This is a genomic window from Actinoalloteichus caeruleus DSM 43889, assembly GCF_000429185.2.
GTDB lineage: Bacteria > Actinomycetota > Actinomycetes > Mycobacteriales > Pseudonocardiaceae > Actinoalloteichus_B > Actinoalloteichus_B caeruleus.
This window is the reverse complement of sequence record NZ_AUBJ02000001.1, coordinates 1,348,872-1,365,836: the sequence shown is the minus strand read 5'-3', so window position 1 is coordinate 1,365,836 and position 16,965 is coordinate 1,348,872. Positions and strand designations below refer to the sequence as shown.

General features: G+C 72.6%; 14 protein-coding genes and 1 pseudogene. 5 read left to right on the top strand and 10 right to left on the bottom strand.

Going from position 1 to position 16,965, the window contains the following annotated elements; genetic code table 11:
- Positions 1–101: 101 nt before the first annotated feature.
- Together G443_RS04580 and G443_RS04575 are read right to left on the bottom strand one after the other, a co-directional pair.
- On the bottom strand, positions 102–356 hold the full coding sequence (locus tag G443_RS04580) for a phosphopantetheine-binding protein (protein ID WP_030106720.1): 255 nt from the start codon (positions 354–356) through the stop codon (positions 102–104).
- Positions 353–1,546 (bottom strand): acyl-CoA dehydrogenase family protein, encoded by a 1,194-nt coding sequence (locus G443_RS04575; protein ID WP_051314315.1) that lies wholly within the window; start codon positions 1,544–1,546, stop codon positions 353–355. Before G443_RS04575 ends, G443_RS04580 begins: the two co-directional genes overlap by 4 nt.
- A 1,404-nt stretch (positions 1,547–2,950) precedes the next feature.
- Here G443_RS04575 and G443_RS04570 point away from each other — a divergent pair.
- Positions 2,951–4,003 (top strand): NAD(P)/FAD-dependent oxidoreductase, encoded by a 1,053-nt coding sequence (locus G443_RS04570; RefSeq protein ID WP_026420342.1) that lies wholly within the window; start codon positions 2,951–2,953, stop codon positions 4,001–4,003.
- 44 nt (positions 4,004–4,047) lie between these two features.
- On the opposite strand, the gene G443_RS04565 is transcribed toward G443_RS04570, so the two are convergent.
- The 3 genes from G443_RS04565 to G443_RS04555 form a co-directional block, all read right to left on the bottom strand.
- The gene (locus tag G443_RS04565; RefSeq protein WP_016700827.1) at positions 4,048–4,698 is read right to left on the bottom strand and encodes a class I SAM-dependent methyltransferase; all 651 of its coding nucleotides are present in this window, start codon (positions 4,696–4,698) and stop codon (positions 4,048–4,050) included.
- A 76-nt stretch (positions 4,699–4,774) separates the two neighbouring features.
- Positions 4,775–6,274, bottom strand: coding sequence for an FAD-dependent monooxygenase (locus tag G443_RS04560; protein ID WP_016700828.1), 1,500 nt, complete (start codon positions 6,272–6,274; stop codon positions 4,775–4,777).
- Positions 6,271–6,960, bottom strand: coding sequence for an acyl-CoA-like ligand-binding transcription factor (locus tag G443_RS04555; RefSeq protein ID WP_308208830.1), 690 nt, complete (start codon positions 6,958–6,960; stop codon positions 6,271–6,273). Before G443_RS04555 ends, G443_RS04560 begins: the two co-directional genes overlap by 4 nt.
- 218 nt (positions 6,961–7,178) lie before the next feature.
- On the opposite strand from G443_RS04555, the gene G443_RS04550 reads away from it, so the two are divergent.
- Positions 7,179–7,757 (top strand): AAA family ATPase, encoded by a 579-nt coding sequence (locus G443_RS04550; protein ID WP_016700830.1) that lies wholly within the window; start codon positions 7,179–7,181, stop codon positions 7,755–7,757.
- A gap of 161 nt (positions 7,758–7,918) precedes the next feature.
- On the opposite strand, the gene G443_RS04545 is transcribed toward G443_RS04550, so the two are convergent.
- Positions 7,919–8,467, bottom strand: a complete 549-nt coding sequence (locus G443_RS04545; protein ID WP_155886257.1) for a hypothetical protein — start codon at positions 8,465–8,467, stop codon at positions 7,919–7,921.
- Positions 8,468–8,849: 382 nt separating this feature from the next.
- Here G443_RS04545 and G443_RS04540 point away from each other — a divergent pair, with 382 nt between their 5' ends.
- Positions 8,850–10,379: a carboxylesterase/lipase family protein gene (locus G443_RS04540; RefSeq protein ID WP_026420345.1), complete on the top strand. Its 1,530-nt coding sequence runs from the start codon at positions 8,850–8,852 to the stop codon at positions 10,377–10,379.
- Between the two features lie 242 nt (positions 10,380–10,621).
- Here the strand turns inward: G443_RS04540 and G443_RS04535 are convergent, their stop codons facing one another.
- The 4 genes and pseudogenes from G443_RS04535 to G443_RS04520 form a co-directional block, all read right to left on the bottom strand.
- Entirely contained in the window at positions 10,622–11,512 is an 891-nt protein-coding gene (locus G443_RS04535) for a class I SAM-dependent methyltransferase (protein WP_026420346.1), read from the bottom strand.
- Positions 11,397–12,086, bottom strand: coding sequence for a cysteine hydrolase family protein (locus G443_RS04530; protein WP_253860293.1), 690 nt, complete (start codon positions 12,084–12,086; stop codon positions 11,397–11,399). Before G443_RS04530 ends, G443_RS04535 begins: the two co-directional genes overlap by 116 nt.
- A 166-nt stretch (positions 12,087–12,252) precedes the next feature.
- Positions 12,253–12,507 (bottom strand): annotated as a pseudogene (locus tag G443_RS04525) (isocitrate/isopropylmalate family dehydrogenase); the annotation flags it as partial.
- Between the two features lie 729 nt (positions 12,508–13,236).
- The gene (locus G443_RS04520) at positions 13,237–13,773 is read right to left on the bottom strand and encodes an EF-hand domain-containing protein (protein WP_026420348.1); all 537 of its coding nucleotides are present in this window, start codon (positions 13,771–13,773) and stop codon (positions 13,237–13,239) included.
- Between the two features lie 1,206 nt (positions 13,774–14,979).
- Between G443_RS04520 and G443_RS04515 the strand changes: the two genes are divergently transcribed.
- Together G443_RS04515 and G443_RS04510 are read left to right on the top strand one after the other, a co-directional pair.
- Positions 14,980–15,219, top strand: coding sequence for a hypothetical protein (locus G443_RS04515; RefSeq protein ID WP_035292915.1), 240 nt, complete (start codon positions 14,980–14,982; stop codon positions 15,217–15,219).
- A 169-nt stretch (positions 15,220–15,388) separates the two neighbouring features.
- Entirely contained in the window at positions 15,389–16,960 is a 1,572-nt protein-coding gene (locus G443_RS04510; protein WP_245588933.1) for an alpha/beta hydrolase, read from the top strand.
- The last annotated feature ends 5 nt before the right edge of the window (positions 16,961–16,965 follow it).

The following is a 16,965-nucleotide window of genomic DNA, read 5'->3' as shown; positions in this document are numbered from 1 at the left end:
GTGATCCCACGTGAGCGGCGGGGCACCACCCGGTCTGACCCCCACCCGGGGACCGTGTCACCGGAACCTCGGCGGCGCCGGCACCAGCGGTTGACCCCGGATCAGCCCGAGCCGTCCCGAAGACCAGCGAGGACCACCCACAGCGACTCCGCCGTCCCGAACGTCTCGGCCGTCAACGCCTCGTCCGGGAACTCCACCTCGAACTCCTGCTCCAGGTCGACGAGCAGGCCGACCGTGGACATCGAGTCCAGGCCCAGGTCGATGAGACGCCGGTCCCCCAGCAGCGGGTCGTCGGCGGGCAACAACGGCAGGTACTGGCGTACCAGCGCCTCGAACTCGGCGGGCCAGCCGGTCATCGGCACACACTCCTCGGATCGGGCCCGAGCGTGGTCACCGTGGGCTCGAGCAGGCACAGCGCCCCACTGGACGTCAGCAACGCGGCGTCGTCGTGGTTGAGCGAGGCGGAGCGCAGGTCGCGCACCAGCCGCTCCAACGGCGGACGGGAGCCCCGCAGGTAGCCCGCGCGCAACCCCGCCAGTTCGACCATCTCGTTCGCGGCCGCGTAGGTCTCCTCGGCCGCGAGGACCTTGAGCGTGTTCAGGTGGATCTGGCAGGACGCGCCCGCCAGCGACGACCCCCGCTCATGGGCCCCGAGCACCTCGTCCAACACGCCCGACAGGTAGCCCCCGACGGCCTCCAGCCGAACGCGGACGCGGGCCACCCGGTGCCGCACCAACTCCGACCTCGGGTCCGCCCGGACCCCGTCAGTGCGGCGGATCCGGCGCACCAGCTCCCCGAAGGCGCCCCGTGCCGCCCCGAGCCACGCCGCGCTCCACCCCAGGTGGGCGACCGGGGCGAAGGACTCGACCGCGATGTCGGCGAAACCGCCGGGAACCCCGAGGACCTGCCCGTCGGGCACCCGACCGGACACCGTCAGGCCGACGTTCTCCACTCCACGCATCCCCAGCGACGCCCACGGTGGTCCCGCCGTCACCTCGACCTGATCGCGGTCGGCGTAGACCAGGCTGACCTGCCGAGGGGTGGCGTCGGGAGCGGCGCGCATCGTCACGAGGAAACCGTCGGCGTGGCGGCCACCGGTGACCACCGGCGCCTCCCGCCGCACCACGTGGTGCTCCCCGTCCGGCACGAGTTCCTGATCGCAGGTGAGCAGACCCGACGAGCCGAGCTCGGTGGTGATCGAGGCGAGGTACGTCCCGCCGGAGGCGACCCGGGGCAACAGGTGGGCGCGGAGTTCACGACCGGCGTGCCGCACGAGCGCGTCCACCTGTTGGCAGTGCATGGCGTACACCAGGGCGCTGGACAGGCATCCCTCCGCGATCCGGGACGTCACCGCGACCAGGTCGCGCAGGTCACCGCCGAGCCCGCCGTGGTCCCGGGGCACCAGCAGACCGAGCAGACCGTTGTCCCGCAGGACGTCCAGCACCTCGTGGGGGAAACGACCCGCCGCGTCGACGTCCTCGGCGTGCTCGGCGGCGACCTCCCGCGCGGCCCGCGCCAACGCGAGCACGTCCGCCCCACCACTCACCGGGCTCCACCGGCCCCCGGGACGAGCGCCGCCCAGCGCCGTCCCAGCGGCGCGGCGGCCCGTATCCCCCGCCGGGCCCCCAGAGCGCGGATGCGTCCTGGCCCCGCGTCGGCACCCACCGGGCCCCGGTGTCGACACCCCCCGAGGAGGCGACGGAACGGCGGGAACCGGGACCGCTGATCACCGGGCTGGCCCCACGGGGCGAACCGGCGGTCGCGCCGGGAACGCGGGGTGGCGAACCGGCGGGGGCGGGCGGGGGGAGCGGCGCCCGAGGCGTCGCTCCCACCGACGAGGGGACACGGCGGGGGAGGGGGCGGCCCCCGGGGGCCGGTGGCGGCGAGGAGGTCGACGCGGGCGTGCCGCTCCCGCGTCGCGGGGTGGAACGGGGGGCCCCGACATCCCGCCCAGCGGCGCCCGGCGGGAGGCCGACGAAACGGTGGACGACCCTCGCCCCTTTCGCCGAGCGGTTTCGAGGAACGATTTCCAGCGGCACGGCCTCCCACGACGACGACCGTTGTTCGCGGGTCCCGGTCATCGTCGGAGGGCGGTGCGCATTTCGTGCCGCGAGAGTCCGCACAACGGCAGATCGTAGCGACCACCGGACATCCTGACCATTGGCCGTGGCGAACCGAACGGGCACCCGAATCATCGGGGCCCCGCGGAATTCGGCGGCCGCCGCTGTCAATCCCACGTTCGGAGCAAAGGGGCCAACCCCTGCCCCGCCTGCCACCGTCCCGCCGAGCCGACGCGGTGCCCGCAACCCCGCCCCGGCCGGTGGTCAGCGCGCCCCGGCGCCGCGCGTACCACCTGGTCATCCCCACGTGACGGTCGAGCGGAAGCCCTCGCGCCACGACCTCTGACCAGTGGGGAGCGTGGCACCACCACCAGGGGCGGACGGAACGCGTCGCACGGCGAAATGCCGTCGGTCCGATTTCCGGTCCTTCCCGCTCCCCGGCGGGAATGGGGGGATTGCCGGTGCTCTCCCGCTCGTGGCAGAGTCCTGGGTGGTCCCGACCGGGGAGGTCGAATGCGGGCGGTGGGAATCGGGGCGCCGTATGCCGGTGTACCGGTGTTCCGAGTTCTCCGGCGGGGCATGGCGAGGAAAACCGTGCCGGATCACTTCCCGCCGCCGCTCCCGGCCCGGTGTCAGCCGGCGTCGGCGTCCCACGACGGCAACGTCCCGGAATCCCCACCGGTCATGGTCACCGGGAAGGCGACCGCGCCGTTACCGCCCGCCCGGCGTCGCCCGGACGACGACGGGGTCGGCGAGCCGACGCGAGCCCCGGCGGCACGGGCCGCTCGGCACGCCCCCGGCGGTGACCACCGGCACGGGCAACCCCGGCACCGCTCGGCTCCGCACCGGGATCGCCGTCGTCGATCCGCGCGCTCGCGGCGGGATGCGCCATGACCGAGGCCGTCGTCGTGGGCGGAGGCGTGGTCGGTCTCTCCGCCGCCCGTGCACTGGCACGCGCCGGCCTGTCCGTCACCCTCCGCACGGCCGCCGGGATCGGGGACGGTGCCAGTGCCGCCGCCCACGGGCAGCTCGTCCCCCCGGCCGCGCCCCTGACCGGCCTGTGGAAGGCGAGCCTGACCGCCTACGACGAGGTCTCTCCCGGCACGACCACCGGACGGCTCGTCCTCGCCGAGACCGCGACCGAGGCGGCCGCGCTCCTCGACGGCCCCGGCACCGTCCTGGCCGGACCCGAGCTCGCCGCCCTGGAACCCGCGCTGGCCCCCGGCGTCCGGGCGGCCCTGCACCAGCCGGAGGCAAGGCGGATCGACCCCCGTGAGGTCACGCGCGCCCTGCACGCCGAACTGGTGGCCCTCGGGGTGCGCGTGTCGGAGTACGACCCGGTCGTCGACATCCTCCGCGAGCCCGGACGCTGGCGGTTGCGCGGTACCGACGGCACGGGCCGCCTCCACCGCGTCGTCGTCCTCACCACCGGACTGGGCACCCGACAGCTGTGCGCCCAGCTCGGGCACCGCATGCGGCTGACCGGGTCGCGGGGTCGCCTCCTGCGCACGGTTCCCACCGCCCCACTGCTCGGCCACATCCTGGGCGAGGTCAGCATCGGGCCAGCCAGGACCGGGACGGCGGTCGGGCTCCTGGTCCACCAGCGCGCCGACGGTGTCGTTCTCGTCGGCGCCAGCTGGACGGCGGAGGACCAGGCGGAACCGGCCGATCTCGACCGCCGCATCCTGCGCCGCGCCGCCACCCTGGTACCCGCGCTCGCCGACATCCCGGTGGCCGGCCGTCGCTCCGGCGTCCGACCCCTGTCGCCCACCGGCAGACCGATCATCGACGAGATCGACGACGACCTGTACGTCTGCTGCGGGCACGGCGGGGAGGGCTTCATCCTCGGCCCTGGTTCCGCCGCCCTGCTCGCCGATCTCGTCCTCGACCGCCGACCGGTGACCGACCCGGCTCCGTTCCGCCACCAGGAGGAGCCGGAGTGACGGCGCCCCGGGCGTCCACCGGGCCGGCACGTGCCGCCGGGTGGTCACCCCCGCCCGGCGGCACGCCGCACCAGGAGATGGCCACGGCGGAACCGCTCACCCTCGCCAGGCTCCCGCGTCATCCGACCCACCTCCAGGAAGCCCGCCCGGTCGAGCAGCTCCGCGAGTTCGTCGACCGGCCAGCGGTAGGCGGTGACGACCCTGTGGTCGAACGCGGTCACCGGGTCGCCCTCCGACTCGAAGAAGCCGAGGAGGAGGTGACCACCGGTGGCGAGCACCCGACCGAATTCGGCCAGGTACCCGGGAACGCTCTCCGGCGGGGCGTGGATGATCGAGTACCAGGACACGATGCCGGACACCGACCCGTCGGCCAGGTCGAGGCGGTCCATCGACCCGAGGTCGAACCGCAGGTCGGGATACGCCCGGCTGGCGATGTCGATCATCGCTGGGGAGAGGTCGACGCCGAAGACGTCCAGGCCGAGCTCCCGCAGGTGCGCGGTCAGCTGCCCGGGGCCGCAACCCAGCTCGACCACCGGGCCCGGGCTCGTGGTCCGCACGAGTTCGGCGAAGGCGGCGAGCACCGCGCGATCCAGCGGAAGGCCGGCCAAGGCGTCGCGGGCGAACTCGGCGTAGGGCACGGCCAGCTGGTCGTAGGCGGTGGCGGTCCGGGACAGGTGGGAGTCGACGTCGGTCACGACCGAGCACGGTAGAGGTGGTACCGGTCGGCCCGTGGGCGGGGCCGCCCACCGTCGACCGGCGCGGCCGTCCCGCTCAGCCGGCGGCGAACCACTGGTCGACGGCGTGCCGCGGGCCCTCCTGGTCCGGCCGGGGCTCGTTCGACGCCCACGCCACCCAGGAATCCGGTCGGAGGAGGAGAGCCGTCACGTCGGTGTCCGCCCTGGCCCGCACGACCTCGACTCCCGCGACATCCAGTTCACCGCCCTCGGTGAGGTCCAGCAGCAGGGGACGCGCTGCCCTGACCATTTCGGACAGCCGCACCGTTCCCCGCGAGGTGCGCAGGTCCAGTTCCGGCGCGGCCCACCCCGCCCACGGGTGGGCTCCTTCCGCCACCGGGTACCGGACGTCCGAACCGGCCACGAGATCGGCGAGGACCCGGACGACGCCAGGTTGGGTGAGCAGCTCGCCGAACACCTGGCGCAGGCCCGTGACGTCGTCGCCAGGCGCGAGCAACGCCGCCTGGGCCTGCGAGAAGGTGATGGCGCGGTCGGCGTGCGGTCGGCGTTCGGTGTCATAGGTGTCCAGCACGTCGACCCCGCCCGTGAGCCGAGCCGCGAGCTTCCACCCGAGGTTGATCGCGTCCTGGAGGCCCAGGTTCAGCCCCGTTCCGCCGGCGGGGAGGACGTGCGCCGCGTCGCCGACGAGGAACACCCGGCCCGCCCGGTACCGCTCCGCGACGCGGGTGTTGCCGCCCCGGAGCCGGCGCAGCAGGTGTGGCCCCTCGCCAGCCGGCGACTGGAGGGGAACGTCGGTACCCAGCACCCTGCGCACGCTGGCCCGCATCTCCTCCAGGCTCATGGGGACGTCGATGTCCGGCCCGTCCCACTCGACGGTGGCGATCAGCGGGGGGCGCCCCGGGAGCGGCGCGTAGGTGAAACCGCCGTGGGCCGTGCGGGCCGGCAGGAACGGCGGGACGGCACCGTGACCAGGCACGGTCAGGACGCCGGTCGCCGCGTCCACCCACTCCGGCGGCACCGTGGCGTGCGCCGTGCGCGTGGTGGTCCTGTCGTGGGTGACACCCGGGAACCCGATCCCGGCGGCCTCGCGGACCGCGCTGTGCGCGCTGTCGGCCCCCACGAGGTACCTGGCCCGCAGTTCGTGGGCACCTCGTGGACCGTCGACGGCGAGGGTGACGCCGTCGTCGTCCTGGACGAGGCCGGTGCACTCGTGCCCCCGGCGGATGTCGACGCCCAATTCGCGGGCGCGGTCCTCGAGCACGCCCACGAGGTCCCGTTCCGGCACCGGGAGGGTGTGGAGCGGGCTGTCCTCCACCAGGCCCAGGTCGAGCGGTAACGCCCCGAACACGTAGTGCCCCCGGTGGGCCCGTGGCGGGCCGGGCTGGCCGCTGAGCCGTTCGAACAGCCCCCGGCGGTCCACCATCCTGACGACCTGCCCGACGAGCCCGTTCGACCGGGGTTCCGGATTCGGTTCGGTGCGGCGTTCCAACACCACCGGGCGGACGCCTCCGAGGGCGAGCTCGCAGGCGAGCATCAGTCCGTTGGGGCCGCCGCCAACGATGACCACGTCGTTCATGGGTTTCCCTCCGTCTCGCGCCGCGGCGTCGGACCGGGTTCGGCGGAGGCGCCGAGGGTTCGGCCTGGCGGGTTCCGGCTGGGCGCCGGCATACCTGTGCGGATCTGGTCGAAGACCTCGCGGAGCAACGCGACGAGCGACTGCCGAGGATCACGGGTCCAGTGCGTCAGCGCCGAGCCGAGCCCGGCGCCGACGACGGCGGCGACGGTGCCCGGGTACAGGTCCTCCGGCTCGGTGCCGGTGCGCTCGGCCACGGCGGCCGCGAGTTCCCGCTGCGAGGTGGCGTGCGCGCGGAACACCTCGTGCTGGACCGCGGGCGTGGCGAGCAGCGCGCGCAGTGCCGAGGCGTAGGCGTCGTCCGGCCTCGGCGGTGTCCCTCCTGGGGGCTCGAACTGTTCGACGACCGCGTGGACCAGCGCGTCCCAGAGCGGTTCGTCGGCTGGCCGTGCCCGCAGGGCCGCCGCGGTCCGCCGACCGCGTTCGACGTGGTTGGCCACCACGGCCTCGGCCTTGTTGGAGAAGTAGTTGCGGAAGGTGCGTTCCGAGACGTTCGCCTCGGCCGCGATGTCCTCCACCGACACGTTCTCCAGCCCGTGTGCCAGGGCCAGGCGAATGGTCGCCTGGCTCAGTGCGAGGCGTGTCTCCCGCTTCTTGCGTTCCCGCAGCCCGCCTTCGGTCGTGCTCACGGACGACACCGTAGCAAAAGTTGCCGAAGAGGAAAAATTTCCTGACTGGCAAGATTTTTTGGGCTGGTGTCCGCATCGATCGGACGCCTCGCTGGGGCCGAGCACCGGCCCGCCGTTCACCGCCGGCGTGCTCGGAGATCCCGTGCGTGGGAGCCATCGGGGTCAGGGAGCCGACCCGCTAGGCTGCCGGCTGCGCTGACGAGGGGGAGAACGGACCGATGGCGGAGAGTCCCGAACGCACCGGGGGGCACGAGGAGACGGCACGCCCGAGGCGGATCGTCGTGCTCGGTACCAGTGGTTCCGGCAAGAGCACCCTGGCGACCAGGCTCGCGAGGGAACTCGGGATCGACCACGTCGAACTCGACGCGCTCCACCACGGTCCCCACTGGACTCCCCGCCCCACCGAGGAGTTCGCCGCCGACATCGCCGAGCTGCGCGACCGGCCCGCCTGGGTCGTGGACGGCAACTACATCGACCGGGTCGCCGACACCCTCTGGCCCCGGGCCGACCTCGTGGTGTGGCTGGACCTGCCCCTGGCCGTCATCCTCCCCAGGATCCTGCGCCGCACCGTCCGGCGGATCCGGCACCGCACCGAACTGTGGGCGGGCAACCGCGAGGACTGGTCGGCGTTGTTCGGCCGGCACTCCCTGCTCGTGTGGGCGGTGCGGTCCCAGCGCGCGCACCAGGCGGAACTGCCGGGGAGGCTCGCGGCCCTGCGGAGGAGCGGGGTGCGCGTCGTCCGGCTGACCTCCGGACGTGCCGCCGACCGGTGGCTCGTCGAGGAGACGAACGGCTGACCTCCGGACCACCCGTACCCGGCGGGTGACCCGGCCGTGGGGTGGCCCCGGGGGCCGCTCCGTCCCGCGCCGCCGGGCCACCCGCCCCACGCCATCCGCGCGGTCGCCCACGCCCGAGCCGCGTTCGTCGAACCCGGGCGGGAACGGGGCGTGGCGGGGGATCAGGGTTCGGTGTGGAAAGCGAACTCGTAGTCGTCGCCGGCCGAGCCCTTGACGCAGGCGATCCCGGCCGTCTCACCGTCGTCGACGGTGCACGACCAGCCGTGGGAGACGTCCACGTTCCCGAGGGCTGCCTCGGCCTTCTCCTCGTCCGGCAGCGAGAGGAACTCGTCGATCACGTTGAACGCCTCGGTGCAGCCCACCCGGCCGCCGACCGTGGGCATGGCGATCAGCCGGTGCGCGCCGGTGTCGGTCTCGATCTCGCCGCAGTCCACCCGTTCCAGGTCGTCGGTCGCCGACGTCGCGCCATCGTCGGCCGCTCCGCCCGCCCCCGGTTCGGCGGTTCCCGCCCCGGAGGTGGCCGACCCCGACGTCGGCGCCCCGAGGCCCGGGTCCGTCGTCGGTTCGTCCAGCCCGGACCCGGTCGTCGCGTCGACGCCGTCGCCGGGACTGGTCGGCTCCTGGTCGCCGGAGCCCTCCCCGCACCCGACCAGGAACACCCCGCCGAAGGCGAGGACGGCGGGAATGAGCACACCAGGACGTCGCATCATCGCAGGTCCTCCTGTCTGTCGTGTCCCTTCACCCATCCAGACGCACCTGGAAGGACAAGGTTGTCGCGGAGAAAGATCTGTTGGACATTTACCAACCATAGGGTTGTGTTTGTGCCTCGTGGTCGCGACACCATCCACGCGTTCGTCGGGCGAACCGTGTCCGGGCTACCCGGACCCGTGGCGGTGTACACATCGGTCCCTGGGCGAGGAGCTGACATCGACCTCGGGTGAACCCCGCGCGTTCGTCCGAACGGAGGGCGCCGACCCGCCATTCGGCCCCGGTAGAACACTGGTCGACCGGTCCCCAACGCGGTGCGACGATGGCCGTGGGCCAGGACGGCACGCCCCGCCCCGCCGTCGCCCCACACCGAGAGGACAGCACGTGAGAGATCGGCACCACCCGCCGAGCGGCACCGACCAGGACTCCTCCTCCGAGGGGGCCGTGGTCACGACGCGGGCCGGCAGGGTGCGCGGCAGGAACGAGAACGGCGTGCACCGCTTCCTCGGGATCCCCTACGCCGCCGCACCCAGCGGCCCGAACCGATTCCTGCCACCGAACCCGGCGCCGCCCTGGGCCGGAGTGCGTGACGCTGGTGCCGACGGCCCCACACCTCCACAACTCCCGACGCCGCCGCCCCTCGACGCGTTCCTCCCCACCGTCGCCGGCGCCGACTACCTCAACGTCAACGTCTGGACCAGCCAACCCGGGGACGCCCGGCAACCAGTCATGGTGTGGATCCCCGGTGGGGGCTTCGACACCGGCAACAACGTCATCTACGACGGGAGCCGCTTCGCCCGCGACGGAGTCGTGCTGGTGGCCATCAACTACCGGCTCGGCGCGGAGGGCTTCCTCGTCCTCGACGACGACATCGCCAACGTCGGGCTGCTCGACCAGATCGCCGCCCTGGAATGGGTGCACGACAACATCGCCGCCTTCGGCGGCGACCCGGACAACGTCACCGTCTTCGGGCAGTCCTCCGGAGCGATGAGCGTCGGCACCCTGCTCACGATGCCCAACGCCAGGGGACTGTTCCGCCGCGCCATCATGCAGAGCGGAGCCGGTAACCTCTGCTACTCCCTCGACACCGGTCGGGAGATCGGTCACCGCGTCGCCGACATGCTCGGGGTCGCCCCCACCCGCGAAGCCGTCGCCGAGGCCGGAGTGGATCGCCTCCTCGCCGCCCAGCTGTCCGTGGCAGGGGACCTCGCCCGCACGCCCGACCCCCAGCGGTGGGGTGCCGAACCCGGGGCACGGGTCAACATGTGGCGGCCCACGGTCGACGGCGTCACCCTTCCCCGCGTTCCCCTCGAGGCGATCGCGTCGGGAGCGGGAAGTGACGTGGACGTCCTCATCGGGCAGAACGCCGAGGAGGGACGCCTCTCGTTGGTGCCCTTCGCCGGGCTCGACTCGGTCACCGACGCCGCGTTCCTCGACGCGCTGCGGCTCTACCGGCTACCCGACAGCGCCGCCACCGACTACCGGACCGCGTACCCCGACGCGACCCCCGGCGAGCTCCTCGCGATCCTCCAGGGGGACTGGTTCTACCGGATACCGGCGATCCGGCTCGCCGAAGCACGAGTTGACGCGGCCGCCCGCACCCACATGTACGAGTTCACCTGGCGCTCGCCCCAGTTCGACGGCCACCTCGGAGCCTGCCACTTCCTGGAGATCCCGTTCGTCTTCGACCTCCTGGACGACCCCGTGATGCGGTGGGTCACCGGCCCGAACCCGCCCCAGCCGCTCGCGGACCACATGCACTCGACCTGGGTCCGGTTCGCCGCCACGGGTGAGGTGCCCTGGCCACGTTACGAACCGGCACGTCGAACCACCATGTGCTTCGACGCCGACCCGGTGGTGCGCGACGACCCCTCGCCGATCCGAGCTACCTGGGCGGGCGTGGACCTGACCTGACCCACCCACCTCAGGACCGGGAACGACCGGTGAGCTCGGGTGGTCGGACCACGTGCGCCGTCACGTGGAGCAGCGGGAGGGGCACGCCGAAGCCCCGGGTCCGTGGCGGCGCAACGACGACTCCCAAGGAACGGTCGCGCCTCGCCGTTCGGCCGCACGGCGAGGCCACCGAGGATCCGGCCCGCCCTCCGCCACCTCGGACCGTGCCGGTGGCCGGACGACGAGACGGGCGGGAGCGGTGCTCAGCCCCGGCTCCCGAAGACCCACCTGTTGCTCGCCAGCGCGTCCCGCGCTTCGGGCAGCGGCCCGCGACCCAGCCGGCGGGTGAAGTCGAACGGGGTCGTGACGTCCACCGACCAGCCGGTCGCCAGCAGGTGACCGGCCGAGTCGGGTTTCCGTTCCATCTCGAACAGGCCGACCAGGTCGACACCGATCTGGTGCCTCGTCGAGGTGTAGATGGCGCTCTCACGGACCTCCGGGAGCTCCGTTCCCCGCTTGATCTCGAAGGCCAGGGCGCTCCCCGGTGCGCTCAGCCGGTCGATGGTCTCGATGAGCCTCCGTTCGCCGTCGGCCGGGATGTAGAGCAACAGCCCCTCGGCCAACCAGACCGTGGGCAGGGCGGGGTCGAAACCCGCGTCGAGCAGCATGGGCGCCCAGTCATCCCGCAGATCACAACCCAGGGGTCTTCTGGACGCCCTCGGGGTGGCTCCGATCCCGTCCAGCACATCCTGCTTGAACCCCAGGACCGTCGGCTGGTCGAGCTCGAACACCACGCACCCCGTGGGCCAGTCCAGCCGGAACGCCCGCGAGTCCAGGCCAGCGCCGAGCAGGACCGCCTGCCGGGTACCCGAACCGAGCGCCCGCGCGACGAAGTCGTCGAGAACCCTGGTCCGCAGGCCGAAGTACCGGCCGAGCCGCCCCCACAGCGGGTTGGCGTCACCCCCGGGCGCGTGTTCGATGCGCAGCGGCCAGTCCGCGCAGGCCGGGGCGGCCCGGACGAAGTGCTCCGCGTAGGGGTCACTCGCCAACGAGTCGGTGCGGTGGGTCTCCATCGCCCGTGCCGCGGCGACCATGAAGGCCGTCAGACCGACTCCGCTCTCCACGCCCGTACCCGGCTGTTGGGTGCTGGTCACGTGTCCTCACTTCGCTCAAGGGGGGCGACCACACCTCCGGCCTGTCGTGGGAGGTGGTGCGCGCCCCGTAGACGGTTCTCATGAACCGGAAGGTCGTCTCGTCCGGCAGGTGCAGGCTGGTGGTGCAGTCCGTCAGCACGGTGACGTGGAGACCGCGCTGGAACGCCGTCCGCGCGGTGGAGTCCACGCACACGTCGGCGTAGAGTCCGACGAACACCAGGTGCTCGGTCCCCTGACGCGCGAGGTGGTCGGCGAACCCGTCACTGAGGAAGGCGTCGAAACAGGCTCGTTTGGTGAAGACACGGTCCGCCGGTTCCGGTGAGACCGCGTGGAAATCCGCTCCCCAGGAGCCTGCCCGACACTTGGTCGGCTTGTCCAGCAGCAGATTCCTCCGGCGCCAACTCGGCCCCTGGAACGCCACGTCGCCGTGGAGGCGCACGAAGACGACCTCCGTTCCGCGCGCCCTCGCGGCCGCCACCGCCCGGACGGTGCCCGTGATCGCGGCGCTGAGGACGTCGAGCCTCCCACCGAACCGCGACTCCACGCCCGGGCCGACGCAGAAGTCGTTCTGCATGTCCATGACGACCAGCGCGGTGCCGGCCGAGGAGGTCATTCCTCGGCCGCCACGGCCGCCAACGGGGACGAACCGGCGGCCCCCGCGCGCCGAGCTCCTCGAGCAGTGCGTCCACCACCTCCGTCGTCGAGTGCCGACCACCGAGGTCGGGCGTGCTCACGCCCCTGTCCAGCAGCGCCGCCAGCGCCCCGTCCACCGCCGCCACCGCGCCCTGGCAGCCGACGTGCTCCTCGGCGATCGCCGAGGCCGCCCGGATCGTGGCGACCGGGTTCACCCTGTCCCGCCCAGCCAGGTCATCGGCCGAACCGTGCACCGTCTGGTACTCCACCAACCCCTCGACGTCGGGGTGCAGGTAGACGTTCTCGGTGCACCGGTTCTCCTGCCGTTCGAAGCCGAAGCGGTCCAGCAGGACGACGTGCATGATGTCTGCCCACTCGTTCCCGGCGATGACCAGCGTGCGCCCCGGCAACCCCTGCTCGATCAGGTTCCGGTTCACGGTGTCCGGCTGGAACAACCCGATGTCCACGCCGAGCCGCCCCGCGATCTCGGCGACCCACTCACCGAGCGCGCCGTCGAGCAGGTGGAACTTGTACGCCATGACGATGCGATCGGCCGATTCGTCGGGCCACTGCCGGCGTGCGCGCCGCAGGGCGAACCTGATGATCGTCTCCGTGGTCTCCTTGCTGAAGGTCATCGTCCGCTGGACGGCGCCCGGGGTGTGGGTGTTCTCGCCGCTGTAGAAACCCTGTGTCTGGTCCCGGACCAGCAACAGGGAGGTGCCCTGGTCCGCGATGAGGTCGACCTTGACCGCGTGCAACCGTTGCCGGACCAGGTACAGCGACTGGGCGTTGATCGCCGTCCGGAAGATCACCCTGGTTCCGAGCTGGGCCTGGGTGCGGCAGAACTCCTCGTAGTGCTCCGCGTCCTCGTGCGTGAGCCCGCGGATCCGCTCGGCATCGCCCTCATCGCGGAGGGAGACATAGGAATGGTAGCGGCGCGGCGACCGTTCGATGCGCACGCCAACCGAATTCATCTCGGCGAGCGTGAGGAGTACGCGCTCGAATGCGGACGCCAGTTCTGGGCCCGTTCCCCGCCCGACGGCGAGTCCGACCACTGGAGTCATGGGAATATCTCCGTTCCGTTCCACGGATCAGGGCGCGGCGGAGTCGCCGACGAGGCGGTCGCCCGCGACACCGCTCCTGGTCGGGCTGTAGAAGTCGATGACGGCCTCCACCCACGTCGCCGCCGGTATCCGGTCCGAGGCCGTGGGCTGGAGGTCGTCGAAGAGGGCGTTGATCCTGCCCTCCTCGAATCCGATTGCCCGCATGAGCGCGACGAAGTCGGGACGTGTGACAAGCCCGTCCTGGTCGCGGTCACCAAGGCCGGCGAGCGCTGCCGCGAAGGCGCTGATGGGAGCGTGGAAACGGTCCGGTGACAGCACGCATACCGCGTACTCGTCGAAGCTCACCCTGCCGTCGCCGTCGCTGTCCAGCTCGGTGACCAGCGCGCGCCAGAACCCGTGGAAGGTCGATCGCAGCGTCTCACCGGCCGCGTCACTGATGTCGGGAGAGGCCTGGACGACCCGGTCGGCCATGAGCTCGAAGTCACCGGACTCCACATGGCCGTCACCATTGGTGTCGAGCAGGTCGAAGACGAGCCTGATCCGGCTCACCGCTTCTTTCCGCATCGAACGGTCACCTTTCCTCGGTCTCGCCCACCGCGGAAGGGGAACGAGAAACCCGAAACTTCGCCGCGATTGCGGATCTGGTGCTCCTCGGCGACGGGGACGACTATTCCAGAAAAGGACCACCGCGAGTAGTGAAAGAATGGACACCACACTGAAGGGTGAAAACGGTGGGAAGGCGGAGAAACGCCTGAATGCCGGATCCCACGGCCGGTCGGGTGTGGCCTGCCGCCCGGTGCCCGGCTCGGTTCGGGCCCTCCGGCGAGGTGGGCTGGTCCACCCGGGGGCGCGGCGGTGGACCACGAGTACTCGACGTCACGCAACGTGATCGGCCCGGGGTTGGTCGACCGCCGTTCCGCAGCGGCGACGCGGGGAGCTTGGCTGGCGCACGCTGGCATCGCGCCGCCCCGGACCGCTGAGCGGCGCGACCCGAGGTGGAGCGGGGTGGCCAGCCGCGCGGTGACGGGGTCAGCTGGCCCGGATGACACTGATGGCCTGGGGCGAGTCGAGCTCCGTGCCACCCACCAGTGACATCACGTCACGCCTCGACCCTCGAGATGTCACGGCCAGATCATGACGCGGCCACACTGCCGGGGGAGCGGCCCGACGGCTGGGATGGGGGCATGACCACCACCACGCGCCGTACGACGCGACCACCCACGGGGAGCCGCCGCCTCCGGCCCACGAGCACCGGTCGGCCACGACGGTGGGACCGGCTGCCCGGGCGCGCGACACCCGTCGCCGCGCACCAGCGGGCCCCGTGGTCCGCGCCCGCCCGACGGCAGGACAACGCTCCCGCGACGCGTGCGGGGACGTGACGCCCGCCGACGCGGGCACCTGTCGCACGCCTTCGGCACCGGCCCCGGGACCGGAAACCCCGTGAAGGGGCCAGTCCCCGTCGCCGGCCGCCCCGGCCGGCCCCGGCGTTCACGCCCATCGACCGCCCGGACCAACGACGTCCACCCCGTGGGCCGACCTCCAGCCCCGAGGCCTGACCAGCCGCGCCGGGGCGACCGGAGGAGCGCGGCGACCTCGCCCCGTCACCACGCCTGGCCTCGACATCCCCGCGGCAAGGCACCTTCCCGCCCACCGTCGGCCCGGCCGTCCGACGGGACCCGACGCCCAGGACGCCCGTGCTCACCTGCCGGTTCCACCACCCACCAGGAGCGCGCACCGCCGGCTCGCTCCCAGAACCGATGAGGACACGCGATGACCCGGCTCCGGGCGTACCGGACCCGCTCCTACCCGCTCAGCATGAAGGGCTTCGACTACGAACGCATCGAACGTGACCTCAACGACCTGGGCCGGCAGGGCCGGGAGGCGGTGAGCACGCTGCCCCCAGCTTCGGGGCCGGTCAGGCCATCGAGATCGTCGTCCTCGTCACACGCGCCACGACCTGATCCCGTCCAGCCCACCCCGGCGGCGGGTACGGCGACCACGCCAGCGTGATGCGGGTGGCGCGCCCACCCGCGCCAGTCCAACCGGGCCGAAGCACGCACCGCACGCTGAGGCGTCCGCCGCCGCGAGCGCACCGGCAGCCGCCCCCGGTCCCCGCGTCCACGGCCAGGAACACCCCACCTCGACGCGCCACGCGCCGTCGACCGAGGAAAGGATCCCCTTGCACCCACGCTCCTCCGCCCGCGCGAGGGTCGGCGTCGCGACGACCGCGCTACTCGTGCCACTCGCCGGCTGCGTCGCCCCGGAATCCGAACCGTCCGCCCCTCCCACCTCGCCAACACCCTCCGGTCTCGAGGCGTTCCACGACCAGGAACTCGCCTGGGAGGAGTGCGACGAGTACGCGACGACCTCCACCGAGTCCAGCGTCTACGCCCTCAGCGACGGGTTGGAGTGCGCGCGCCTCGAGGTGCCGCTGGACTACGACGAACCCGGCGGCCGGACCATCCACGTCGCCGTCCTACGGCTGCCCGCCTCCGGCGACGCGGTGGGCTCACTGGTGACCAACCCCGGCGGGCCAGGCGGATCGGGACTGTTCGGCGCCGCCTTCGCGGCGCTGACGCTCAAGGACAGCCCGTTGACCGAACGGTTCGACCTGGTGGGCCTCGACCCGCGTGGCGTGGGCGCCTCGACCCCCGCGATCGACTGCTACTCCGACGAGGAGGCCGACCGCGGCGCGGTCCCCCTCACCGCGCAGGGCACGACGGCCCAGTTCACCGAGGAGGACACCCGACGGCTGGTCGAGCGGTGCGCGGAAGGCTCCGGGGGGCTCGACGTCCTCGCCCACGTCGGCACCCGGGACGCGGCCCGCGACATCGACGTGCTGCGCGCCGTCCTCGGCGACGACGAACTCACCTTCCTGGGGCAGAGCTACGGAACCCGCCTCGGCGCGGTGTACGCCGAACAGTTCCCCCAGAACGTGCGGGCCATGCTGCTGGACGGCGCCGGTGACCCCACACAGGGCACCGTCGAACGGCGGGTCAGCGCCTACGCCGGATTCCAGGCCGCCTTCGACCGCATGGCCGCGCGCTGCGCCGAGCGGGAGGACTGCCCGCTCGGTCCCGACCCGGACCGAGCGACCGAGGTGTTCCAGGACCTCGTCCAGCCGTTGTACGTCGACCCCGTGCCCGCGCTCGACGCGGAACTCGGCTTCGACGAGGCCATCGGAGGCGTCATCACCGGCCTGTACACCGAGGACGCGTGGCCCCGGATCATCGCTGGAATCGCCGAGATCGAGGACGGACGGGGCGACGAGCTGCTCCAGATGAACCACGACTTCGGCGGCCGCGACCCGGAGGGCCGCTGGACGAACTTCGCCGAGGCCAACTACGCCATCAACTGCCTGGACGAGGACCGGCTCACCCCGGAGGAAGGTGGACGGCTGCGCACCGCGATCCACGAGGCCGCGCCCTTCATGGACCCCGGCGTCGACGTCACCGGCGGAGCCCGCGACACCTGTGAGCACTGGCCCGCCGAACCGAACCTCGGGTTCCCCTACGCCCAGGACATCGAGGGGCTGCCCGACACCCTCGTCGTCTCCATCACCGGCGACCCGACCACGCCCCACGCCGGAGCCCAGGTGCTCGCCGACAGCCTCGGCAGCGCGCTGCTCACCGTCGAAGGGGAGGGGCACGGCATCGTCAACTTGGGAACGAATCCCTGCGTCGACGAGATCGCCGCCGAGTACCTGATCAACCTCCAGGTGCCAGCGGAAGGCGCCACCTGCTCCCTGTGACGCGG

Excerpts from the sequence above, each read along its gene's own strand:
- G443_RS04530 (WP_253860293.1), bottom strand. The coding sequence starts at position 12,086 with ATGCAGAACGACTTCTGCGTCGGCCCGGGCGTGGAGTCGCGGTTCGGT.
- G443_RS04570 (WP_026420342.1), top strand. The coding sequence starts at position 2,951 with ATGACCGAGGCCGTCGTCGTGGGCGGAGGCGTGGTCGGTCTCTCCGCC.
- G443_RS04545 (WP_155886257.1), bottom strand. The coding sequence starts at position 8,467 with ATGATGCGACGTCCTGGTGTGCTCATTCCCGCCGTCCTCGCCTTCGGC.
- G443_RS04580 (WP_030106720.1), bottom strand. The coding sequence starts at position 356 with ATGACCGGCTGGCCCGCCGAGTTCGAGGCGCTGGTACGCCAGTACCTG.
- G443_RS04560 (WP_016700828.1), bottom strand. The coding sequence starts at position 6,274 with ATGAACGACGTGGTCATCGTTGGCGGCGGCCCCAACGGACTGATGCTC.
- G443_RS04515 (WP_035292915.1), top strand. The coding sequence starts at position 14,980 with ATGACCCGGCTCCGGGCGTACCGGACCCGCTCCTACCCGCTCAGCATG.
- G443_RS04520 (WP_026420348.1), bottom strand. The coding sequence starts at position 13,773 with ATGCGGAAAGAAGCGGTGAGCCGGATCAGGCTCGTCTTCGACCTGCTC.
- G443_RS04550 (WP_016700830.1), top strand. The coding sequence starts at position 7,179 with ATGGCGGAGAGTCCCGAACGCACCGGGGGGCACGAGGAGACGGCACGC.